The sequence below is a fragment of the Mycobacterium basiliense genome (assembly GCF_900292015.1).
GTDB classification, from domain to species: domain Bacteria; phylum Actinomycetota; class Actinomycetes; order Mycobacteriales; family Mycobacteriaceae; genus Mycobacterium; species Mycobacterium basiliense.
The window spans coordinates 2663319-2685129 of sequence record NZ_LR130759.1; the positions used below are offsets into that span (position 1 = coordinate 2663319).

Consider the following 21811-nt stretch of genomic DNA (forward strand, 5'->3'; position numbering starts at 1 on the left):
GTTCCCATGACAGCAGCGTTGCGCGACAAGTTGGTTGGAGCCTGGGAGCTGGTGTCTTATGTGGAGCGCGAAGGCCCCGATGGGCCGATCCGCTACCCGCACGGCGAAGATGCCCAGGGCCTGATCATGTACACCCCCGACGGCTACATGTCGGCGCAGATCCAGTCATCCGGACGGCCCGACTACGACCGCCCGGTTGCCAGCGGGGGCACCCCCGAGCAGGCCGCCGCTGCCGCGCTGGGATACCTGGCCTACAGCGGACGTTATTTCGTCGATGAGGCGACCGGCGATATCCGGCATGAGGCGAAACTGTCCCTGATACCCAACTACCTGGGCCGGTTGCATCTGCGGCATAGCGACCTCGACGGCGATCGGTTGACCCTGTCGTCCGAGTTGGCCCTGCCCGACGGGCGCACGGTGTGCTCGTCGCTGGTGTGGGCGCGGGCCGGGCGCGTCGGGCAGGTCGGCTAGGCCTTTGGCGAGCTTGGCCCGGGGCTGAGGTAGGCTTTCGACCTGCCGTCGGTGGACTCATCGGTGGCACCGGGCTGTGGCGCAGTTTGGTAGCGCACTTGACTGGGGGTCAAGTGGTCGCAGGTTCAAATCCTGTCAGCCCGACAGAGGTCAGAGGCGGTTTCCGAGGCGGTTTCGGAGAAATCCGGAGCCGCTTTGTTCTGCGCTGTTCGAACCGCCCCCGTGTGTGCGATGTGTGCGATTCCGGCTCATGCTTGACATTGTGGTTCCGGTTGGTGCTTGACGGTTCTGGGACGCGGTTTCGGTAGGTCCGCGACAACGGTTCCGGTAGGTGCTTTACACCCGGTTGGTTGCGGCTGGTGGGTTATGGCTTCTTTCGTGGTCGTGTGTGGACTGCGGAAGGGGCCGGCATGTTGCGGGAGTTGCGGGTGTCCGAGATGCGTTATCGGGCGGTGCTTGAGGTCTTGGATGGGGCTGTGATCAGCGCTGTTGCCCGCCGCTATGGGGTGTCGCGGCAGACGGTGCACACCTGGCTGCGGCGGTATGCGCGCGATGGGGCGGTGCTGAATCTGAAGGATCGGTCGTCGCGTCCGCATGGGTGTCCGCATCAGATGGCGGCCGCGGTGGAGGCACGGGTGTTGGTTTTACGTGACGCCCATCCGCGTTGGGGTCCTACCCGCATCGTCTACGAGCTCGGTCGCGAGGGTGTGGCGCCGGTACCAGGGCGCTCGAGTGTGTATCGGGCGTTGGTACGCAACGGGCGCATTGACCCGGCCAAGCGTCGTCGGCGGCGTGGTGATTACAAGCGGTGGGAGCGGGGCCGACCGATGGAGTTGTGGCAGATGGACGTGGTGGGCGGGGTCCATCTGCGTGACGGGGTGGAGGTAAAGGTGGTGACCGGTATCGATGACAACTCCCGGTTTGTGGTGTCGGCGAAGGTTGTCGCGCGCGCCACGGCGCAGCCGGTCTGTGAGGCGCTGCTGGGTGCCCTGGCCCGCCATGGTGTACCCGAGCAGATTTTGACCGACAACGGGAAGGTGTTCACGGGGCGGTTCGGCCCGGGCGGTTCGTCGTCGGAGGTGTTGTTTGATCGGGTCTGCGTGGAGAACGGGATCCGGCATGTGTTGACCGCGCCGCGCTCGCCCACCACAACGGGAAAGGTTGAGCGCCTTCATAAGACGATGCGTGGGGAATTCTTCACCGACGCCGATCGGGTGTTCGCCACCATCGCCGAGCTGCAGGCAGCCTTGGATCGGTGGGTGGGCTATTACAACACCGAGCGCCCGCATCAGTCGCTGGGAATGCGACCACCGGCGCAGCGGTTCGCATTCGCTACTGGTCCCGAACTCGTGGTCGTGAAGCCCGTTGCGGCGGTCGCGACCAATGGGCAGTGGCGCGCCGCATCCCTGCGTGCGGATCTGCGCAGTGCCGGTGTGCAGCGGTGGGTGGATCAACACGGGGCGATCCGGTTGGCGGGGTTTCGGTATCGGGTGCCCATCGTGTTGGCCGGTGAGCCGGTGCAGGCCGTGGTGGCCGACAACTTGGTGCAGATCTATCACCGCGACGTGCTGGTCGCCTCGCACGCGCAGCGCAAGGCTGCCGACAGCACACCGCGCCCGCCGCGTCAGGGCCGGCGGACGGCTCGGCCGGTGACGAGCGGGATCGTGGTGACCAGGGTCGTCGACAACAACGGAGATGTATCTTTCGCCGGGACCATGTATCGGGCCGGAAGGCCATGGCGCAAAAAGCAAGTCGAGGTGTCGATCGTGGCCGGCTCGGTGCAGATCAGCCACCAGAGCACGATTGTGCGCACGCACGCGATCCGCCATGACCGGGCCAAGCAACACGGCGCCTTCGCCACCCCGCATGGTCGTCCCCGCAAGCCGCGCCAGGATGCGCCGGACGGTCCCGGGGTCAAGGCCACGCCGCTGCGCGGTCGGCCCGAGGGCCGAGCCTTGACCCCGGCCCCTTGACCGGCGCCCACCGCACCGACGCGGGAAACGCCCTTAACCACCAAGGCGCAAGCCCTGTAAAGCACCTACCGGAACTCGTTCGTCAAGCGGGTACCGAAACTTGACACACCGAGCGTGAACTCACTGCGAGATTTCGGCGGTTTTTTCGCACTGACGTCACGCTCGGCGAAAAGGCACCCCGGGTTTTTGACAATTCCTCGTTCGGTTTCGGCCTGCGCCTTGTCGGTGCCACGGCCGGCAGGCGATACATTACAGCGTCGCGGACACGAGCATGACCGCCCCGAAAGCGGCGACGACGACGTTGCCGACAAGGACGGTGAAGCGGCGGGTATAGGCAGTGGCACGACTCCCAAGCAATGCACCGGCCCACACCAGCAACGACTGCCACAGTAACGACGCCAGCCCCACCCCGGCAGTAACGGCGATTGCCGTAGTGGAATGCAACGAGTGCGCCAGCGTCGCAGCTACGGCGGTGAAGTAGACCAGCGTGGCGGGGTTCATCGCGGTCAGACCAAAAAAGAGCCCGAATCGGCTGCTACTCAGCGATGGTCGCGAAGGCTCCGTTGGCTGCTCAGACCGACGTAACCCGCACGCTATCCCCACCGCAGCGACGATAAGCAGGAGTACTGCGCCGATGACCTTGGGCCAGGCACCCAACTGATTGACCGTCGGCGCCGCGACGGTCCCAACAAGAATTGCTGCGGCGCAATACATCACGTCGACACACGACACTGCGATTGCCGCCGGAATAGCGCGACGAACGCCTTGCTCAACGCCCTCGCGTAGGAGCAGCACGCCGATCGCACCCAATGGCACGGCGACCCCAAGCCCGGCAGCTATTCCGACCCCTAACGCTGATGCAATCTCCACAACAGTTGTCATAGCTACCCACTGTCGCGCTAGTTTTCCCCGCCGACGACAAATATCTCAGCGCAGCAAGTAGATTCTCGGTATGGATGCTATCGACAGTGAAATTATCGCCATTTTGGCGACGGACGGCAGAGCATCTTTCAGCGCTCTTGGACGCACCATCGGGCTGAGTACGAACGCTGTCGGAGCCCGGATCCGGAAACTGGAGACGGCCGGCGTCATCATCGGCTACCGCGCAGTTCTTGCCGCAGAAAACGTCCCCGGCGGGGGCATCGAGGCATTCGTGGACGTGCGTCTTCGACCCGATCAGGATGGGCACGAATTCCTCGCGTGGGCGACCAAGGACGCCGCGATCAACGATGCCGTGCACGTAACCGGTCCCTATGACTACCTCCTTCACATCCGGGTCCGTGACACCGCGGACCTAGACCGCCTGCTTCGCACGCTCAAAGCCACTGCAGGGGCGGCTCAAACCCAAACACGCATCGCACTTAGGTCCTCGCGCTAACGTCGAGCTACGACAGCCGCCGAAGGTTGACGGTGCCGGCCTGCGGCGCTGGACGCATGGTGTGTGCCAACAACTCGCCCGGGAAGTCTCACCCCTTGAGAGTCGGTATCGCGACCGGCACCATGATTACGGTCATCGAGTGCGAGGAGCGCCCATGGGCGGCAAACGCTTACGTCAACTGATCTCAACCGTCGGCGTAGCGGGCTTGGCGGCATGTAGTAACACCACAACGAACCCCACCTCTAACGGCGGCGCTGAGTCGATATCCGCTGTGCCGCCGGCGATCACCAGCGAGCCATTCGGTCGGGTGGATGGACGCCCGGTCAATCGCTATACGCTGACCAGCGGGCACGGCATGCGGGTACGAATCCTGAACTACGGTGGCATCATTCAATCGATCGAGGTCCCCGATCGCACCGGGCAGGTCGATAACGTGGTGCTGGGCTTTCCGAACCTGGCCGGCTACCTGGACAACACCGGATCCGCCAAGACGTATTTCGGTGCGATCATCGGCCGGTACGGTAACCGGATCGCCAAGGGAGCATTTTCTTTGAACGGCGACGAGTATCACCTGCCCATCAACAACAACGGCAACAGCCTGCACGGCGGTACCGCCGGATTCGATACCAAGGTGTGGCAGGCCAGTCAGGACAACGGTAACAACGGCGTGGCTGTGAAACTCCAATACGTTAGTCCTGCAGGCGAAATGGGGTTTCCTGGGACGCTGACGACGACCGTCACCTACACCCTGGACCAGAAGAACCGACTGCGCATCGACTACCACGCGACCACCGATGCGCCCACCGTGATCAACCTGACCAATCACAGCTACTTCAACCTGGCGGGAGAGGGCACGCTCGACATCTACGACCAGAAGATAACTATCGATGCCGACCATTACACGCCAATCGACCCCACAATGATTCCGACCGGTCAGATCAGCCCGGTGCTGGGCACACCATTCGATTTCACCTCACCGACCGCCATCGGCGCGCAAATCACCGCGAATGATCCACAGTTGCTACTGGGCCACGGTTATGACCACAACTGGGTGATCAACCGTGGCAACAACACCGGGCTGGTGGAGGCGGCCAGGGCCCAGGATCCGCAGACGGGGCGCACCATGACTGTTTTGACGACCGAACCCGGTGTGCAGTTCTACACGTCCAACTTCATCGACGGGACGTTCACGGGGACCAGCGGGCATATCTACCGGCAGGGTGCAGGATTTACGCTGGAGACCCAGCATTACCCGGATTCGCCGAATCACCCCAACTTCCCGAGCACCATGCTCAACCCGGACCAGACCTACGATTCGACAACGGTTTTTGCCTTCGGCACCGAATAGGCGCCGGCCAGGGCGCGACCCATGACCGGAGCCCGGCGTTCAAAGCGTTATCAGCGCCCAAAGCCAAGCAGCACCGACGTAGAGCACGACGACCAGGACGGCTCCTCGAATGGTGATCCGAGTCGGCACACCGGGATTGAGCCAGAAACTGTGAGCCACTCATCGGCGTAGCGACGCGGCCCGGTGAACCGATACAGACTCGTCCACTCGCCCCCGTCGTGAGCTGGTTGGAGAAGTTCGTAGCCGGTGACGCCGTCGAACGACCGCGCCGCGGCCTCGATGGCCTTTTCCGCGGCGAGTCGCGTAGGCGACAACGGTGACCGTGTGGACGGTCGGTCGGCCACCGACCATGGTGTGTTCGTCGGCGGAGCCTGCAGCGGGCGCTCGCCACGTGCGATCAACTCGCGGCGTCGTTCGGACTGCATCCAACACGACAGGTTCTCGGTGGAATCGAATCGAAAGATGGTCACGCAGTCGTATGGACATTCGGTACCGGGGGAATCGTCTCGGTTCCGATGAACCCGGGACTCTCGCTGGTTGCGGCGTCTATTTCAGATTGCCAAGCTCGATAGGCCTCGACATGTTCGGGGCGTACCTTACGCACCACCACCGCGGTTGCGACACGTTTCGGGTCTGGGCCTCGATCCCCGCAGGGAGCGGCTTTGTGTGGTCGTTGGGGTAGTTGGGCATCTGACCGGTGATCCATAACCAGCCGTCGCTTTCGACAGCATGGCTATACGGTGCACACGCGTCGGGCGCGCTGTCGAACACCATGAATGGGGGCGTACCCATAGCCTTGCCTCCGCTGCGTTGTTGACAGGTGTGCAATTCTCGTGGGACCGCGCCGGCCTGGCCCGTCAGCCTGATCCAGCTTCTCGAATTGCCGGGAGCCCGGCAAGGATCTCCTCGGGTGGCTTGGTACCTCAAGGCGCACCCCGCCCACCCGTGCTGGACTAGGTGATTGGCGTCGGCGGGCGGTCCTGCTCACTGGGAGCCAGATCGAGTTGCATCCACGCCACGTCGTGCCAACGGTGGTGTTTCCAACCGACGCGGCGGTAGAGGCCCGTGTCCTGAAAGCCGAAGGATCGATGAAGCGCGTTGCTGGCTTCGTTGGGTTGGGTGATGCCGGCGAAGGCGCGGCGGTAGCCGCGCTCGGTGAGTCGGTGCAGCAGTTGTGCGTAGAGTTTGCGCCCGCCGCCGGTGCCACGGTGAGTGTTGGCGACGTAGATGCTGGTTTCGGTCGACCATTGGTAGGCGGCTCGCGGATTGAATATGTGCGCGTAGGCATAGCCGATGACCTGATCGGCGACCTCGAGGACGAGCCACTCGTGGGACTCGCGGGCCGAGGCAATACGCGCTGCCATCTGGGACACGCTCGGAACTTCGGTTTCGAAGCTGATTGCCGTGTCCTCCACGTAGGGGCGGTATATCGCAATACACGCGGCGGCATCATCCGGAGTCGCCGAACGCACCATGCTGGGGCCTGCTGTCATGCCTGTAGTGTTCCATTTTTCCGGCACCGGATGGTTAATGCGGTCTCCGAAAGTGATGGTGGGTCGCCGAGCGACGCCGGGGTCACTGCGACGGTGCGGGATTCATCGATCCGATGAAATATGTTTCTTTCCCGGTCGGATAACCACCGCCGTTGGTGGCGATATGAACGTGGTCGTAGTGGTTGAGGGTTTCCGAGCCGTAGTCGGCGGTCCAGCTCGGCGCACCAATGCCCGGGTACAACTTCTGTCGCCAGATCACATGCAGCACACCCCATCGCTTCGCATTCGCCAAGGCATACCCGGCGATTTGGTTGCCGAGTGCGATCCCTTCAAGGGTGTGAAAGTTCGGGATCATCACGTCGATGGCCAGCCCATTGGGGTGCCACGGCAGCGCATCCTGGCGATAGCCGCCGATCGTGGTGATTTCGGGAAACAGCACGCTGATCGCGCGGGCGGCCCAGATGGTCTTGACCTGCAGCCCGTTCTCCGGTGCGATGCCGGCGGGCAGCGCGACTTGGAATTGCTGGGCCGTCACCGGGGTGTCGGCCACCGCTGCCGCCAAGGCCTGCAGGGACTGCGCCTCGGCCGGACTGGCCACCTGCGGGGTGTTGGGCGGTGCCGGTGCGGCCACCACGGGGCCCGGCGTCGGCGACGGCGACGGGGTCGGGGTGCAACATCGATGCTCGGCGTTTTGGGCGTAGAACATGCCGCCGGCCACCACCAGCGAGGTCACGATTGCCAACCAGCGGCCTCGGCCGTTGGCTAACAACTTTGTACCCACGGACAGCACTCTAGTGTCGAATGCGACAGAAGTGGCGATCTTGGCGGCACATTCCGCCAACGGCTGTCGGGCGCCACGGGTGAACGTTATCCCAGCTACCGGCTAGCGGGCCGAAATGCGTTGTGCGACCTCACCATATCGCGCAAAGCGCTGCGGGTCGCCGATCGCGTTGTACAACACGATGCGCGTCGCGCTTCCTTCGTACTTGGCCAGCAGCGCGTCTGCCAAGCCGTCCCAGGTCGCCTCGGTGGCGAAGGCGGCAATGTGCTCGTCGGTGATCTGGGCCGTCATGCCCGTGAAGTCGCCCGCCTTCTGCTTCTCGCGGATCCGGGCGGTTGTCCCCTCGAACCCTGCCTCGTCCATGATGAACGCGTAGTTGGGTGTGCTGCCGTAGAAGCTGAGGCTGGCCCGCACGTACTCACGCTCGTTGCGGCGCTCTTCTTCGCTGTCGCCCACGATCGTCATGACCGGCACGATCACCGCCACCTCGGATGGTGAGCGTCCCGACTTGGTCGCCCCCGCTGCGACATTCGGCGCGACATGGCGGGCAAGATATCCCGGCTCGCCGAGCGGATGGATGTGCACCCCGTCGGCAACTTCGCCCGCCATGCGCAGCATCCACGGGTTGACCGCGGCGATGTCGACTTTGGGATCGGGGGCCTCGATCGGGCCCGGGTTCCACTGCGGAGTAATGAAGTCCAGGTCATAAAACGCGCCGTGGTAGTCGAGAGTCCCGGTTCGAAACGCGGCGAAGCACGCCTTTACGGCCAGCACGTAGTCACGCAACCGTGGACCGGGACGACTAAAGGCCGCCCCGTAGCGCTGTTCGACATGCTTGCGCACCTGCGTTCCGAGGCCCAGGCGGAAGTTGCCGTTGGTGGCCTCTTGCAGTTCCCACGTCGTGGCTGCGGTGACAAACGGGCTGCGCGGAAAGGCGACCGCAACACCGGTCGAAAGCTGCAGACCGGGCGCTACCTGAGCGGCCACGGCGGCGCTGAGATAGGCGGTGCGACCCGTCTCGGTGAACAGCAGACCGTCGAACCCCGAGGCCTGGGTGAGCTTGGCGACCTCGCCGACCTGCGCGAGCGGCTGGGGAATAGTCATGACATCGACCTGCACGGTCGAACGGTACATCGCCGCGGCGGCGCCGCCTATCGGCAGTCAAGCAGAAATCGTGACCGGCGCGATGTTCCAGATGTCGTCGCAGTATTCGGCGATCGCGCGGTCCGAGGAGAACTTGCCGCTGTGCGCGGTGTTGAGGATCGACTTGCGGGTCCAGGCTTCGGTGCTTTGCCAGCTGGTGTTGACCTGCTGCTGCGCGTGCAGGTAGTCGGCATAGTCAGCGATGACCAGAAATGGATCGCGGTCGGTCAAATTGGCGATCAGCGGAGCAAACAACCCGGTGTCGCCGGGTGCGAACCGGCCCCCGCCGATCAGCTCGAGAACCGCTGCCAGCTCGTCGTTTTTCGCGATGAAACTGCTCGGCCGATACCCCTGATTGAGCACACGGTGCACCTCCTCAACGGTGAGCCCGAACAGGAAGAAATTCTCCGCTCCGACCTGCTCGCGCATCTCGACATTGGCCCCGTCGAGGGTTCCGATGGTCAGCGCGCCGTTCATCATGAATTTCATGTTCCCGGTACCGGAGGCTTCTTTGCCCGCCGTCGAGATCTGCTCGGAGAGATCGGCTGCTGGATAGATCAATTGCGCGTTTTGCACGTTGAAGTTCGGGATGAACGCGACCCGCATGCGGTCGTTGACGTCCGGGTCGGCGTTGATTGTTTCCGCGACGGCGTTGATCAGTTTGATGATGAGTTTGGCCATCTGGTAGCCGGGTGCCGCCTTGCCGCCGAAAATATAGGCGCGCGGTGCGATTTCGAGATCCGGCTGGCGTTTGAGCCGAAGGTAGGCGGTGACGATGTGCAGCACGTTGAGGTGCTGGCGTTTGTACTCGTGTATGCGTTTGGCTTGGATGTCGAAGAGCCAGTCCGGATCCAGGGCGATACCGGTGTGGCCGCGCACATAGTCCGACAGTCGCGCCTTGTTCTGCCGCTTGATGGCTCGCCAGCGTTGTTGCAACCCCGGGTCATCGGCCAGGGGTGCCAGTTCGCTCAGTCGCGCCAAATCGGTCAACCATCCGGGGTCGAGAGCCTCGTCGAGCAAACCGCGCAGGCCGGGATTGGCCAGGGCGACGAAGCGGCGCGGCGTCACCCCGTTGGTCTTGTTGCTGAACCGCTCCGGCCACATCTCGTAGAAGTCTTTGAGCACAGTAGTTTTCAGCAGCTCCGAGTGTAGGGCCGCGACGCCGTTGATGGCATGGCTGCCGACGGTGGCCAGATGGGCCATGCGGATGCTGCGGTCGCCGTCCTCACTGATCAGCGACATCCGTTGGGCTCGCTGCTCGTCGCCGGGGAAGCGGGCGCGTACCTCGTCGAGGAAACGGCGGTTGATCTCGTAGATGATTTCCAAATGCCGGGGTAGGAACCGCGCGAACATGGATAGCGGCCAGGTTTCCAGCGCTTCGGGCAGCAGCGTGTGGTTGGTATAGCCAAGCGTCGCCACCGTGATCCGCCACGCCTCGTCCCAGCCTAGGTCGCGTTCGTCGACCAGCAGCCGCATGAGTTCGGCGACGGCGATGGATGGGTGGGTGTCGTTGAGTTGGATCGCCACCCGATTCGGGAGTTCCCGCACAGGCAGACGGGCGAAATCCTCGAGCAGGCGCAGGATGTCCTGCAGCGAGCAGGACACGAAGAAATACTGCTGCGCCAGCCGGAGTTGCTTGCCGATCTCGGGCTCGTCGTTGGGGTAGAGCACCTTGGTCAGGGTCTCCGACACCACCTGGTCGTCCACCGCCCGGTAGTACTCGCCGGCGTTGAAGGCCTCCAGGGCCAGCGACTGGATGGCCCGCGCACTCCATAGCGTCAGCGTGTTGCAGGTGTTCACACCGTAGCCCTGGATCGGGGTGCCGTAGTACACCCCTTTGGCGGAGCGCTGCGGAATCCACCGCACCCGGTACCAACCCCGCTCGTCGACATACGACTCGGTGTGGCCACCCCAGCCGACCCGATAGTTCAATTCGGGCTTGGCGATCTCCCAGGGATTCCCGTCGGCCAGCCAGTTGTCGGTCTTCTCCAGCTGCCAGCCGTCGCGGATTTCCTGGTCGAAGATGCCGAACTCGTAGCGGATGCCATAGCCGATGGCGGGTCGCTGCAGGGTGGCCAGCGAATCTAGATAGCAGGCGGCCAACCGGCCCAGACCGCCATTGCCCAAACCCGGCTCCTCCTCACACGACAGCACCTCGTCGAGGTCTTGACCCAGAGCGCCCAGCGCGGTGCGGGCCTGCTCCTCGATCTGCAGGTTGAGCAAGTTGTTGCCCAGGTGCGGGCCCAGCAGGAACTCTGCCGACAAATAGCAGGCCACCTTGCGGGAAAGATCGAGATAGGTCTGGGTGGTCTGCATCCACCGCTGTTGCATGCGGTCACGCACGGCGAGGGCCAGCGCGCGATAGTAGTGCTTCGGCTCCAGCAGGGCCGCCGGACGGCCGAGCGTGTAGCGCAGGTGGTCCTCGATCGCCTGGCGCAGGGCCTCAGAGCTCATGCCGGTGCGGACGTCCTCGACGCTGGCTGGTGTCGCGTCGACGGCCGAAGTCGCAGCGGGTGATTGGGCCGAATTCTGAATGACATCGCTCATGTTCGCGCTTCTCCACCTGTGTCCGGGCGCCTGGTGGGTGCGAGTATGGCATCGCAGATCGATAGGCGGGTGCAGAATTGCAAGTCGGCGAGGTTAACGGCACAAGACGAGGGCTAGAGACCCCGCAAGCGCCGTGCTCAATCCGATGGCATCGCCAACGCTGTGGATGGCGAAATGACGACGCCACAATCCATTTCGAAGTAGCGCCGCGTGCCTAGCTCACCTGGTCGTCGCGGTGCTGCGCGTTAAGCAGATCAATGCGGGCGTGCGCGACGCGGGAGCGGATGGTGCCAACCGGGCAGCCGCAGACCTCGGCCGCCTCCGTATAGGACAGCCCGATCACCTGGGTCAGGACCAACGCGTGCCGACGATCGAGGGCTAGCCCGTCGAGCAGCAACCGCACCGCGATGATGTCGGCCAGCTCTTGTGGCGCGCCGGCAACCCACTCGAGATCGTGCGCAGAGCGGGCATGGATTTGGGCGTGGCGGAGTTGATCGACGACGACCCGGTGGGCGAGGCACAGTAGCCAGATGCGCGCGCTGGCGCGGCCGGTGAACCGGGGCAACGATCCCGATGCGCGCCGGAAAGTCTCCTGAGTGAGATCATCGGCGGTGCCTGGGCTGCCCAGCAACGCGACGGTCCGCCAGACGTCACGCTCGGTTGCCCGGATGAGCCGTTGACGCGCGGCGCCGTCGCCGCGTGCGGCGGCCAGGGCTAGCCGGGTGACCGCGTCGTCATCGCAGCGCTCACCCACGGGCAGCCACCTTAGGCGATTGGCCGCGGCCAGCCCAACGGTCTGCCGTGGCCGCCCGGGTACCTTTGGTCGGGTGAGCGCGCGGTGATTGCGGTGATTGCCAAGCCGTGGGAACCAATCGGTGGCGCGGCCCGACTAGCTGACGTAGAGGCAAACAGGGAGGACGATGACGGTATTCGTCGCGGCCAACCCCGACGCGTCGCAGCTTCGCCGAGTCGAGCTAGATGTGTCGGGTATGTCGTGCTCCGCATGCGCCGCCCGGGTGGAGAACAAGCTCAACAAGGTTGACGGTGTGCGCGCGTCGGTGAATTTCGCGACCCGGGTTGCCACCATCGACGCCCCGGAGGTTTTTGGTGTCCAGGACCTGTGCGAGGTAGTGCGCCAGGCGGGCTACCGGGCGGTACCGCGCGCGCAGCTGCCCGTTGATCGGGTCGACTCCGACGATGTGACGGCGCGCGGGCTGTTGCTTCGGCTCTTGGTCGCCGCGGTCTTGTTCGTGCCGCTGTCCGATTTGTCGGTGATGTTCGCCGTAGTGTCCAGCACCCGGTTCACCGGATGGCAATGGGTGCTCACCGGGCTGGCTGTGCCGATCGTGACGTGGGCGGCCTGGCCGTTTCACCGCGTCGCATTACGCAACGCGCGCCGCGGCGCCGCAGCCATGGAGACGCTCATCTCGGTGGGCATCATCGCCGCCACGTTTTGGTCACTCCACACTATTTTCGCGGCCACCCAGCCCCGCGACAGCCACGGGATCTGGCAAGCGTTGATGGCCAGTGACGCGATCTATCTCGAGGTGGCCGCGGGGGTCACGGTGTTTGTTCTTGCGGGCCGGTATCTGGAAGCGCGAGCGAGATCCCGGGCGGGCAGCGCATTGCGAGCGCTGGCGGCGCTGAGCGCCAAGAACGTCACCATCGTGCTGCCTGATGGTGCTGAAATGGTGATTCCTGCAGACGAACTCAAGGAGCAACAGCGCTTTGTCGTTCGACCGGGGGAGACCATCGCCGCCGACGGGCTGGTGATGGAGGGCACCGCGGTGATCGACATGAGTGCGATGACCGGTGAGGCCAAACCGGTACGGGCGCACCCGGGTGCCAGCGTGATCGGCGGCACCATCGTGTGCGACGGCCGACTCATCGTTGAGGCCGCCGCGGTCGGGGCAGATACCCAGTTCGCGGGAATGGTCCGGTTGGTCGGCGAAGCGCAAGCGCAAAAGGCCGATGCGCAACGGCTGGCCGATCGCATCGCAGCCGTGTTTGTCCCGGTGGTCTTCGCCATTGCGCTGCTGACGCTGTTGGGTTGGGTGCTTGGCGGTGCGGGGTCCGACTACGCTTTCTCGGCCGCGTTGGCGGTGTTGGTGATCGCCTGTCCGTGCGCCTTGGGACTGGCCACCCCGACCGCGATGATGGTGGCCTCGGGTCGCGGAGCGCAGTTGGGCATATTTCTCAAGGGATACCGCGCATTGGAGACGATCCGCGGTGTCGACACCGTGGTGTTCGACAAGACCGGCACCCTGACTACCGGACAGCTGGCGGTGACCGACGTCGTGGCCGCCGACGGGTGGGAACCCGACGAGGTGCTGGCGCTGGGGGCCGCCGTGGAGGCCGCCTCCGAGCACGCCGTGGCGACAGCGATCATGACCGCCGCCGATGATCGCCGCTCGGTGGTCGACTTTTGTGCGATCGCGGGCAGCGGTGTGACCGGAACCGTCGATGGGCGCCGGGTCACCGTTGGCCGCCCCTCTTGGGTGTCGCGCAGGTCTGCGGTGCCCAGTGCCCTCAAGCGCGCGCGCTGGGATGCTGAAAGAAGGGGCGAAACAGTCGTTTTCGTTTCCGTCGACGACGCTGTGTGTGGGGCCGTTGCGGTCGCCGACGCGGTCAAGGACTCCGCGGCCGACGCGGTCGCGGCGCTGCACCGGAGGGGGCTACGCACGGTGTTGCTCACCGGCGACAACGCGGCCGCCGCGGGAGCGGTGGCGGCGCGGGTCGGCATCGATGAGGTGATCGCCGAGGTGCTGCCCGAGGGCAAGGTCGATGTGATCGAGCAGCTGCGTGACCGCGGCCGAGTCGTCGCGATGGTCGGCGACGGCATCAACGATGGGCCGGCGCTGGCGGCTGCGGATCTGGGGTTGGCCATCGGACGTGGTACCGACGTCGCCATCGGTGCTGCTGACATCATCCTGGTCCGTGACAACCTCGATATCGTGCCGCAGGCGCTCGACCTGGCCCGGGCCACCCTGCGCACCATCAGGATCAACATGAGCTGGGCGTTCGGCTACAACATCGCCGCAATCCCGATCGCGGCGGCGGGTCTGCTCAACCCCCTCATCGCGGGTGCGGCGATGGCGTTCTCGTCGTTCTTCGTAGTGTCCAACAGCTTGCGGCTGCGCACCGTCGGTTCCCGAGCGGATCGCGGCGCCCCGCACTGCATACTCGCCGACGTCCCGACCCCCAAGACACCCAGGTGAAAGGCCGACCACCATGTCAGTTCAAACGTTCGCCGTCGACGGGCTGCATTGCCAAAGCTGCGTCAGAACCATCAGTGAGGCTTTGAGCGCATTGCCGGGCGTGAGCGCAGTCGATGTCGACCTGGTCACCGATGGCGCCTCGATCGTTCGTGTCGATACCGACGGCGAACTCAGCGCCGAGCAGGTTCAGGCGGCCCTCGCCGAAGAGGGCGATTACTCCGTCGTGCGGTAGTCCGCGCTGACCTCGTGGCGGTGGACAGATTTTCGAACCGGAGGAGAAATTCGATTCGGAGCAGACCGAGGTCCCGAGGGTGCCGCAGTGATCCATGATTTGGGCCTGCGGTGGGTCGTTACCGTGCTCTTCGCGCTGAGTGCCGGCGGCTTCATCCTTGCGGTAGGCGGTGGCCACCGCCGCGCAACCAGCATCGTCGGACAGCTGCTGCATATCGTGATGGCGGCGGCGATGATCGCCATGGCCTGGCCCGGGGGTGCGCGGTTGCCCACTACCGCGCCGATGATGTTTTTCCTGTTCGCTGCCGTCTGGTTCAGCGTCGTCGCCCTGTCCCGCGCGGGAGCACGCCACCGGGTGGTCAACAGTTACCACACCCTGATGATGCTGGCGATGGCGTGGATGTATGCGGTGATGAATCCTCGGCTGCTGCCGAGGCAGCAAGCTGGACAGCACGGCGGCACGATGCCCGGTATGTCGGAAATGCACGCGTCCGCGGTGCACGCCGGCTATCCCGGGTGGATCAATGCCGTGAATTGGTTGATCGCCCTAGTGTTCGCGCTGGCGGCCCTGGTGTGGGCCTACCGGTATTTCACCCCGCAGAACGGGGATTCGGCGGAATGTGCGGATCGCCGTTCGGGCATCTTCGGCCAGGCGCTGATGGCGGCCGGGATGACGATCATGTTCGGTGTATTGCTTTAGGTTGGTGTTCAGGCCGCCGATCCATCGGTCGGGTGGAGATGACCGCGGCGGCGTCCCCGGGTCGCGTGCTCAGGCAACACGACGTCGTCGGAGAACGGGGCGGCGTCCGACCACGGCCAGGGCTCGGGTGCGCGGGTTGCCCGCCAGACAAGCAGCGCCAGGACGGTTCCGGCCAGGACCGGCAGATGACTCATCAGCCGCAGCACGGTCACCGCGCCCTCCGTCGCGTCGTTGATGACAAATCCCGACAGGACCACGGTGAACACCACCAACACGGCGGCCAGCCCGGACGAGGCCGCCGGACGCAGTGCGGCCACGACCATGACCACGCCCAGCGCGGCCGACCAGGCGGTCGATTCGTTGAGCAGGTGTCCGCGCGACGGGATGCCCACATCGGCGCCGAAACCCTGCGCGCCAGCCAACGCGATCTGAACCACCCCGACCACGCCGAGCGCCCAGCGCTGCCACGTCGCCGTTGCCCGCGCGCGTAGCCGGATCTTGGCCGACGGTTCGTCCCGCGGTTGCGGGACGGAAGAGACCTGTGCGCGCCCGGCGAGGCGGCGCAGCTGCTGCGTCTGCTCGACCGCGCGCGCATACCAGTCACGGCAGTCGACACACGACGCAAGATGCTCGTCGACCCGGGCAGTCGGGACGGGTTCGCGTTCACCGTCGATCCGGGCAGACAGCGCCTCTCGGGCGACGTCACAGTCCACGTGTCAATAGTCGCTTATCAGCACCGGGTTGTTCCAGCCGCCTTGAGGGGGTCACTTTCGGCCGGGGAGCTTCATCACCGTGCGCACGATGGGCAACAGCGACTTTTGCCATAGCGTCGGCGGAAGCCCAAGAGGCGGGTCAAGATTGAACACGCGCGCGGTCGCGATCGTCTGTGATTCGGTGTATTTCAGCAGTCCCTCCGGGCCGTGCCGGCGGCCGACGCCCGATAGGCCCATCCCGCCCATCGGCGCGCTGAGGCTGCCCCAGGCGAACGCGTAGCCCTCGTCGACGTTGACTGTCCCCGACCGCAACCGGGCGGCGATCTTTTCGCCCTCCGCGGTGGAGCCCGCCCACACACTGGCGTTGAGCCCGTACGGGGTGTCGTTGGCCTTCGCAACGGCTTCGTCCACGTCGTCGACCGGATAGATCGATACGAGGGGTCCGAAGGTCTCATTGTCCGCGCATTCCATTTCCTGCGTGACGTCGGTCAGCACGGTCGGCTCGTAAAACAGCGGTCCGATGTCGGGCCGGGCTTTGCCGCCGGCAATCACCTTGGCGCCCTTGGCCGTCGCGTCATTGACATGGCCTGACACTGTCTTCAGCTGACCCTCGGAGATCAAACTCCCCATGTCGACCGAGAAGTCGTAGGCAGTGCCAAGCTTCATATTGCGTACGGCGTCGCCGAACTTGCGGGTGAATTCGCCAGCAACATCTTTCTCGACGTAGATCCGTTCGATGGAGATGCAGAGCTGACCCGCGTTGGAAAAGCAGGCACGGGTGGCCGCCTTGGCAACCTTGTCCAGGTTGGCGCCGCGGGTCACGATCATGGCGTTCTTGCCGCCAAGTTCGGCCGAAAAACCAATAAGGCGACGGCCCGCATGCTCGGCGAGCTGGCTGCCCGTGGCCGACGAGCCGGTGAACATTAGATAGTCGCAGTTGTCGGTGATCGCGGTACCGACCACCGAGCCCGGCCCCGGCACGATCGCGTACAGCGCGCGCGGCAGCCCGGCCTTGTACAACAGTTCGGCGCATGCGAGCGCGCAATAGGGCGTTTGGCTGTCCGGTTTGAGCACCACCGCGTTGCCTGCGACGAGTGCGGGCACCGAGTCCGACACCGTCAGCGTCATGGGATAGTTCCACGGCGAGATCACCCCGACCACGCCTTTGGGCTGATAACAAACCGTAGTTTTGCCGATCCCCGGCAGCAGGGCCTGCACCTTGTGCGGCTTGAGCAGGTCTGCCGAAACACGCGCGTAGTAGTTGGCGTTCGCGATCAGGTCGACGACCTCCTCTTGCGCCGCCCACCGGGCCTTGCCCGCCTCGGCCTGCAGAAGATCCATCAGGAACTCGCGGTTGTCGATGACCAGGTCCCGATAACGGCGGATGACCTCGGCACGCTCAGTGGCCGGACGCTTCGCCCACTCGACCTGTGCCGCTCGCGCGTCGGCGAATGCCGCCTCGACGTCGTCGGCGGTGCCGACCGGAATGGTGGTCAGCGGTTTGCCGGTGAAAACTTCGTCGATCGTCCTGGTCGGGCGCGCGGGGATGTCGTTGATCGCGGCCAGCTTGCCCAAGCGGTCGAAGACCTCGGCTGATGGTGCAGGCATATCGTTACCTCTCGGAGAATCGCATCGGTCTACGGCACCAGACTAGTAGGCCGGCCATCCTTAGCCAGCCGATGATCATGGTCGCGCTGATCATCGGCGCCAGGTCGGCTTGGGATTACATCATCTCGTGTAATAGTGGAAGGATGACGCCTGTTGAGGTATGCGCGGCAGCCGGATCGGCCGGGGCCGCGGGCAAGCCGGCGCTTGCGCTGCGGCCGTTGGTGACGGCGGAGCAAACAGAGGCCGTGGTGGGGTTGTTCAAGGCGCTGGGCAACGACACTCGACTTCGATTGCTGCATGCCATGCATCGCGAGGGGGAGGTGTCGGTCGGCGATCTGGCTGGGCGGGTGGGACTGCGGGTGCAGGCGGTGTCGAATCAGCTGCAGCGGTTGTCTGATCGCAGAATGGTTACCACGCGCCGCGTGGGCCCTCGCATCCTGTATTCGATAGCCGACCCGTGTATCCCCGCGGTGCTCGACCTGGCGTTGTGCCTGACCGAAGAAACCGGGCCGCAGCCATGACCGGCCAGCGGCCAGGCGGCTAGTGCCGTCCGCTGGCGCGATTGGCGGTACCGGCGAATCATGTTGGTGTACAGCGATTGTGGAGAGCCTACCGGAGTAAGGGAGGTGAGCTGGTGAGCCAACATGGCGGCGTCTACCCGCACGAGCCAGCTGACAAACAGGCGTACACCGCGCGGTTTGATCGTTGGTATTCGCGGCTGGCCCGACCTTACGACGTTGCGGTCAAGCTGCTACCGGTGTGGAGGACCTGGGTGAGTGCCGCGTTGCCCCATATCCGCGGCCCACGGGTGCTCGAGGTGTCGTTCGGCACTGGCTGGTTGCTGACCCGGTATGCGGCGAACTTCGAGACCCACGGGGTAGACCTCAACGAGCGTATGGTGCACATCGCGCGGCGCAATCTCCAGCGGGCAGGGGTCGTTGCCGAACTGCGCCGGGCAAACGTCGAACAATTGCCCTACCCCGACGGCTTGTTCGACACCGTGGTCAACACGATGGCGTTCAGCGGCTATCCGGATGGCGAGCGAGCCATGTCGGAGTTGTCCCGGATGCTTCGCCCGCAAGGGCGAATCGTGTTGGTCGACATCGGCTACCCCCGAAATGGCAATCTGCTTGGGTCCGGTCTCATCGTGATGTGGAAGTGGGCCGGCGACCTAATACATGACATGCCGGTACTGTTCGATAGATACGGCTTGGACGTTTGGGAACATTCGGTCGGTGGGTTTGGCAGTGTTCGCCTCTATGTCGCGACCAAGCGCTAAGCGCAGCGGACGGTTTGCCGGGGTCTTGCGCGCCCACAGGTTGGTTTGTCAATCCAAATGGGCACTGTCGTCGTTCAATTCGGCGCGGCTCAACGCCATCGGCGTAACGGCAGGCACATCGCCGCCGGCGACCGCGGCCCGGGTGATCGGGGTCAGGGCTCGAAATAGGGTTTCCACCTCGTCGTCGCTGAGGGCGTCGAGCGCTGACAAGGCAAGCCGATCGGTGTTCGCTTCGATTCGATCTTTCAACTCCCGGCCGGTTGCGGTGAGCGTCCCGTCGGCGTTGAGTAGTCCGCGTTCGGCGAGGACTTCTTCATGATGTTGCCAGGCGGCGTCGTCGTAGTCGCGGGTTTTGACGATGAATTCGCGTGGGGTCCGCCCCGCGGCGACGTGCAGCACGTTGGACTCCCGGCCGGAGACGCCGGCAGCGGTCAGCACCGCCACGTGCGCGTCGCCGCGGTGTTCGCGCAGCAGCGTGGTCGCATGCCAGAGGGCGGCCAGTGGCTCGTCCGGCCAGGGCAGTGCGCGATTTCCGGCGAACAGGGGTCGACCATCCAGGGGAGCATGACGTGCCGCCTTAGCTGCTAATTCCGCTGCGACGCGGACGTTTTCATCCGAGTCGAGCCCGTAGCGGCGCAGTGCCGCCACCGCGGAATCCTGCCGGGCACGCAGCGCGGCTTCGGGACCGGCGATCTGCCAGGCCGCCGGCAGGGCTTTGGTGACGCGCTCGGGGGCAAAGTTGTAGAAGACTGCCGTCACCACCTCAGGTGGCGCGGTGCCCAGTGGGGCCGAACGGGCGGCAAAGTAGCCCATCCAGAAGCCCCGGTAGCCCAACCCGTCGAGCGCCGCCCGGGCTTCGGGCGCGAAGTACGTCACCGCATGCACCGGCTCGAACCGATCGTAGAAACGTCGCGCCAGCGCTGGTTGTCTGCGCACCGTCGCAGTTAACCACCCGCTGCGGCGCATGTTCAAACCCGCGGCCGTGGGTCGACCGGCCGCGGCCGGGATGGGCGTTGTCCGGGCACACCGCGGTCAGCGTCCGTCGGGCGGGCATCGAATGGCCCCACCGCGGCGCGCCTGCGTGAACAGCGGATGCGCCGGGTGTGGGCGCGAGCGCTCCTGCGGCGGGTGGCCGGGCATGCCATGGCCGCAGTGCGGACGTCGCGGCGATAAGTACTGTGTGACTCTGGTGCCGGCACTGCGGCCGTGGCATCCCTCCCGCACTCGACTAGCTGTGACCGAGGCTTGCGAGGCGCGGTGGCGAGTTCCATCTCTGTCGAGCTAGAACGGAGCAGCAATGAGCGCAGGCGCGCAAACCGGAACCATCACGACCCATGTGCCGGAACGGCTGGACCGGCTGCCCTGGGGCCGGTTCCACTGGCGCGTTGTGATCGGGTTGGGCGGGGTGTGGATCCTCGACGGGCTTGAGGTCACCATGGTCGGCAACGTGTCGTCTCGCCTGACGGAACGAAGCAGCGGCATCGACCTCAGCGCCGCGCAGATCGGTGTGGCGGCGTCGTTCTACATCGCCGGGGCCTGCTTAGGGGCGCTATTCTTCGGGCATCTGACCGACCGGTTCGGCCGGCGCAACCTATTCCTGCTGACCCTGCTGGTGTATCTGACCGCCACCGTGGCAACCGCATTCGCCTTTGCGCCTTGGTATTTCTTCATCACGCGCTTTTTCACCGGCGCCGGGATCGGCGGCGAATATGCGGCCATCAATTCGGCGATCGACGAGCTGATTCCCGCGCGTGTACGCGGTCGGGTGGACTTGGTGATCAATGGCACCTACTGGCTTGGCTCGGCGGCGGGAGCGGCGGGTGCGCTGGTGGTATTGGATACGTCGAACTTTCCGCCGAACATCGGGTGGCGGCTGGCGTTCGGCGTCGGCGCGATCTTCGGGATTTTCGTCCTTCTCGTGCGGCGCAACGTTCCGGAAAGTCCGCGGTGGTTGTTCATTCACGGACGTGAGCAAGAAGCCGAGCGGATCGTCGGCGAGATCGAGAGTGAAGTGGAGCGCGACACCGGCCAACGGCTTCCGGAGCCCGAAGGGCGCCCGCTTAAAATACGCCAGCGCAAGTCGATTTCGTTTTGGGAGATCGCCAGGGTGGCGTTCACGCTCTATCCGCGGCGCGCGGTCCTGGGACTGGCACTCTTTGTCGGCCAGGCGTTCCTATACAACGGTGTGACGTTCAATCTCGGCACGTTGCTCAGTGGTTTCTACGGCGTCGCGTCCGGAACGGTGCCGCTGTTCTTTATCGTGTGGGCGCTGAGCAACTTTGTCGGTCCCCTCATACTCGGCCGGCTGTTCGACACCGTTGGCCGCAAACCGATGATCACGTTGTGCTACATCGGGTCTGCCGTGGTGGCGGTGGTGCTTGCGGTGGTGTTCGTGACCCAGGCCGGCGGCGTCTGGGGATTCATCCTGGTGTTGGCAGTGGCGTTCTTCTTGGCGTCGGCGGGTGCCAGCGCTGCATACCTCACGGTGAGCGAGATCTTCCCGATGGAGACCCGGGCGCTGGCGATCGCGTTCTTCTACGCGATCGGCACCGCGATCGGCGGAATCAGCGGCCCCTTGCTGTTCGGTCAGTTGATCGAGTCCGGACAACGCGGCCTGGTGGTCTGGTCATTCCTCATCGGAGCGGTGGTGATGGCCGGCGCCGGCCTGGTTGAACTGTGGCTCGGTGTGGCAGCAGAACAGCGACCGCTGGAAGAATTGGCGTTGCCGTTGACCGTCGCCGACGCGTCGGCCGAAGAATCGGCCGAAGGCTTACGCTAGCGGGCGATACCTCCAATGAATCTGCCTAATAGGGCGTTTCATTCGTGGTATCGACCGGGCCGACGGCGTGATCGCAATGCGCGGCCTGCGTGGTGTTGCGGTTTGCAATAGTCTGTGAGTCCTACGATGGTGCCCGCGCGACCGCACCT

20 protein-coding genes, 1 tRNA gene and 1 pseudogene are annotated in these 21811 nt (G+C 64.8%); 12 read left to right on the plus strand and 10 right to left on the minus strand.

The window, feature by feature from the left end:
- Positions 1–6: 6 nt before the first annotated feature.
- The 3 genes from MB901379_RS11355 to MB901379_RS11365 all read left to right on the plus strand — a co-directional run bounded on the left by MB901379_RS11355 (position 7) and on the right by MB901379_RS11365 (position 2444).
- Entirely contained in the window at positions 7–471 is a 465-nt protein-coding gene (locus tag MB901379_RS11355; RefSeq protein ID WP_158016789.1) for a lipocalin-like domain-containing protein, read from the plus strand.
- Positions 472–541: 70 nt separating this feature from the next.
- Positions 542–615: transfer RNA gene (locus tag MB901379_RS11360), tRNA-Pro, on the plus strand.
- A gap of 266 nt (positions 616–881) precedes the next feature.
- On the plus strand, positions 882–2444 hold the full coding sequence (locus MB901379_RS11365; protein WP_158019109.1) for an IS481 family transposase: 1563 nt from the start codon (positions 882–884) through the stop codon (positions 2442–2444).
- A 249-nt stretch (positions 2445–2693) separates the two neighbouring features.
- Here MB901379_RS11365 and MB901379_RS11370 read toward each other — a convergent pair whose 3' ends face one another.
- Complete coding sequence (locus tag MB901379_RS11370) at positions 2694–3326, minus strand: LysE family transporter (protein WP_158016790.1); 633 nt, start codon at positions 3324–3326, stop codon at positions 2694–2696.
- Positions 3327–3396: 70 nt separating this feature from the next.
- On the opposite strand from MB901379_RS11370, the pseudogene MB901379_RS25010 reads away from it, so the two are divergent.
- The 3 genes and pseudogenes from MB901379_RS25010 to MB901379_RS11380 form a co-directional block, all read left to right on the plus strand.
- Positions 3397–3525: pseudogene (locus tag MB901379_RS25010) on the plus strand (AsnC family protein); the annotation flags it as partial.
- Positions 3526–3603: 78 nt separating this feature from the next.
- Positions 3604–3822: an Lrp/AsnC ligand binding domain-containing protein gene (locus MB901379_RS24575; protein ID WP_232022110.1), complete on the plus strand. Its 219-nt coding sequence runs from the start codon at positions 3604–3606 to the stop codon at positions 3820–3822.
- Positions 3823–3976: 154 nt separating this feature from the next.
- Positions 3977–5170, plus strand: a complete 1194-nt coding sequence (locus MB901379_RS11380; protein WP_158016792.1) for an aldose epimerase family protein — start codon at positions 3977–3979, stop codon at positions 5168–5170.
- 50 nt (positions 5171–5220) lie between these two features.
- Here MB901379_RS11380 and MB901379_RS11385 read toward each other — a convergent pair whose 3' ends face one another.
- The 6 genes from MB901379_RS11385 to MB901379_RS11415 all read right to left on the minus strand — a co-directional run bounded on the left by MB901379_RS11385 (position 5221) and on the right by MB901379_RS11415 (position 11888).
- Positions 5221–5640, minus strand: a complete 420-nt coding sequence (locus tag MB901379_RS11385) for a hypothetical protein (protein ID WP_232022047.1) — start codon at positions 5638–5640, stop codon at positions 5221–5223.
- A gap of 483 nt (positions 5641–6123) precedes the next feature.
- Positions 6124–6663, minus strand: coding sequence for a GNAT family N-acetyltransferase (locus MB901379_RS11395; protein ID WP_232022048.1), 540 nt, complete (start codon positions 6661–6663; stop codon positions 6124–6126).
- A gap of 82 nt (positions 6664–6745) precedes the next feature.
- Positions 6746–7483: a glycoside hydrolase gene (locus tag MB901379_RS11400; RefSeq protein ID WP_232022111.1), complete on the minus strand. Its 738-nt coding sequence runs from the start codon at positions 7481–7483 to the stop codon at positions 6746–6748.
- Positions 7484–7546: 63 nt separating this feature from the next.
- The gene (locus MB901379_RS11405) at positions 7547–8563 is read right to left on the minus strand and encodes a TIGR03617 family F420-dependent LLM class oxidoreductase (protein WP_158016794.1); all 1017 of its coding nucleotides are present in this window, start codon (positions 8561–8563) and stop codon (positions 7547–7549) included.
- Positions 8564–8605: 42 nt separating this feature from the next.
- The gene (locus MB901379_RS11410; protein WP_158016795.1) at positions 8606–11134 is read right to left on the minus strand and encodes a glycogen/starch/alpha-glucan phosphorylase; all 2529 of its coding nucleotides are present in this window, start codon (positions 11132–11134) and stop codon (positions 8606–8608) included.
- A 214-nt stretch (positions 11135–11348) separates the two neighbouring features.
- Positions 11349–11888, minus strand: coding sequence for a sigma-70 family RNA polymerase sigma factor (locus tag MB901379_RS11415; RefSeq protein WP_158016796.1), 540 nt, complete (start codon positions 11886–11888; stop codon positions 11349–11351).
- Between the two features lie 166 nt (positions 11889–12054).
- Between MB901379_RS11415 and MB901379_RS11420 the strand changes: the two genes are divergently transcribed.
- From MB901379_RS11420 to MB901379_RS11430, 3 genes are all read left to right on the plus strand, one after another.
- Entirely contained in the window at positions 12055–14352 is a 2298-nt protein-coding gene (locus tag MB901379_RS11420; protein WP_158016797.1) for a heavy metal translocating P-type ATPase, read from the plus strand.
- 13 nt (positions 14353–14365) lie between these two features.
- Positions 14366–14584, plus strand: coding sequence for a heavy-metal-associated domain-containing protein (locus tag MB901379_RS11425; protein ID WP_158016798.1), 219 nt, complete (start codon positions 14366–14368; stop codon positions 14582–14584).
- Between the two features lie 87 nt (positions 14585–14671).
- Positions 14672–15283, plus strand: coding sequence for a DUF5134 domain-containing protein (locus MB901379_RS11430; protein WP_158016799.1), 612 nt, complete (start codon positions 14672–14674; stop codon positions 15281–15283).
- Positions 15284–15291: 8 nt separating this feature from the next.
- Here MB901379_RS11430 and MB901379_RS11435 read toward each other — a convergent pair whose 3' ends face one another.
- Both MB901379_RS11435 and MB901379_RS11440 read right to left on the minus strand, forming a co-directional pair.
- Positions 15292–15996, minus strand: a complete 705-nt coding sequence (locus MB901379_RS11435) for a zf-HC2 domain-containing protein (protein ID WP_158016800.1) — start codon at positions 15994–15996, stop codon at positions 15292–15294.
- Positions 15997–16047: 51 nt separating this feature from the next.
- Positions 16048–17604, minus strand: a complete 1557-nt coding sequence (locus tag MB901379_RS11440) for a succinic semialdehyde dehydrogenase (protein ID WP_158016801.1) — start codon at positions 17602–17604, stop codon at positions 16048–16050.
- A gap of 143 nt (positions 17605–17747) precedes the next feature.
- On the opposite strand from MB901379_RS11440, the gene MB901379_RS11445 reads away from it, so the two are divergent.
- The gene (locus MB901379_RS11445) at positions 17748–18125 is read left to right on the plus strand and encodes an ArsR/SmtB family transcription factor (RefSeq protein ID WP_158016802.1); all 378 of its coding nucleotides are present in this window, start codon (positions 17748–17750) and stop codon (positions 18123–18125) included.
- 113 nt (positions 18126–18238) lie between these two features.
- Positions 18239–18883: a class I SAM-dependent methyltransferase gene (locus tag MB901379_RS11450; RefSeq protein ID WP_232022049.1), complete on the plus strand. Its 645-nt coding sequence runs from the start codon at positions 18239–18241 to the stop codon at positions 18881–18883.
- 48 nt (positions 18884–18931) lie between these two features.
- Here the strand turns inward: MB901379_RS11450 and MB901379_RS11455 are convergent, their stop codons facing one another.
- Positions 18932–19819: an SCO6745 family protein gene (locus tag MB901379_RS11455; protein ID WP_158016803.1), complete on the minus strand. Its 888-nt coding sequence runs from the start codon at positions 19817–19819 to the stop codon at positions 18932–18934.
- A gap of 361 nt (positions 19820–20180) precedes the next feature.
- On the opposite strand from MB901379_RS11455, the gene MB901379_RS11460 reads away from it, so the two are divergent.
- Positions 20181–21662 (plus strand): MFS transporter, encoded by a 1482-nt coding sequence (locus tag MB901379_RS11460; protein ID WP_158016804.1) that lies wholly within the window; start codon positions 20181–20183, stop codon positions 21660–21662.
- The last annotated feature ends 149 nt before the right edge of the window (positions 21663–21811 follow it).

Excerpts from the sequence above, each read along its gene's own strand:
- MB901379_RS11355 (WP_158016789.1), top strand. The coding sequence starts at position 7 with ATGACAGCAGCGTTGCGCGACAAGTTGGTTGGAGCCTGGGAGCTGGTG.
- MB901379_RS11365 (WP_158019109.1), top strand. The coding sequence starts at position 882 with ATGTTGCGGGAGTTGCGGGTGTCCGAGATGCGTTATCGGGCGGTGCTT.
- MB901379_RS11370 (WP_158016790.1), bottom strand. The coding sequence starts at position 3,326 with ATGACAACTGTTGTGGAGATTGCATCAGCGTTAGGGGTCGGAATAGCT.
- MB901379_RS11380 (WP_158016792.1), top strand. The coding sequence starts at position 3,977 with ATGGGCGGCAAACGCTTACGTCAACTGATCTCAACCGTCGGCGTAGCG.
- MB901379_RS11395 (WP_232022048.1), bottom strand. The coding sequence starts at position 6,663 with ATGACAGCAGGCCCCAGCATGGTGCGTTCGGCGACTCCGGATGATGCC.
- MB901379_RS11410 (WP_158016795.1), bottom strand. The coding sequence starts at position 11,134 with ATGAGCGATGTCATTCAGAATTCGGCCCAATCACCCGCTGCGACTTCG.
- MB901379_RS11420 (WP_158016797.1), top strand. The coding sequence starts at position 12,055 with ATGACGGTATTCGTCGCGGCCAACCCCGACGCGTCGCAGCTTCGCCGA.
- MB901379_RS11425 (WP_158016798.1), top strand. The coding sequence starts at position 14,366 with ATGTCAGTTCAAACGTTCGCCGTCGACGGGCTGCATTGCCAAAGCTGC.
- MB901379_RS11440 (WP_158016801.1), bottom strand. The coding sequence starts at position 17,604 with ATGCCTGCACCATCAGCCGAGGTCTTCGACCGCTTGGGCAAGCTGGCC.
- MB901379_RS11445 (WP_158016802.1), top strand. The coding sequence starts at position 17,748 with ATGACGCCTGTTGAGGTATGCGCGGCAGCCGGATCGGCCGGGGCCGCG.
- MB901379_RS11460 (WP_158016804.1), top strand. The coding sequence starts at position 20,181 with ATGAGCGCAGGCGCGCAAACCGGAACCATCACGACCCATGTGCCGGAA.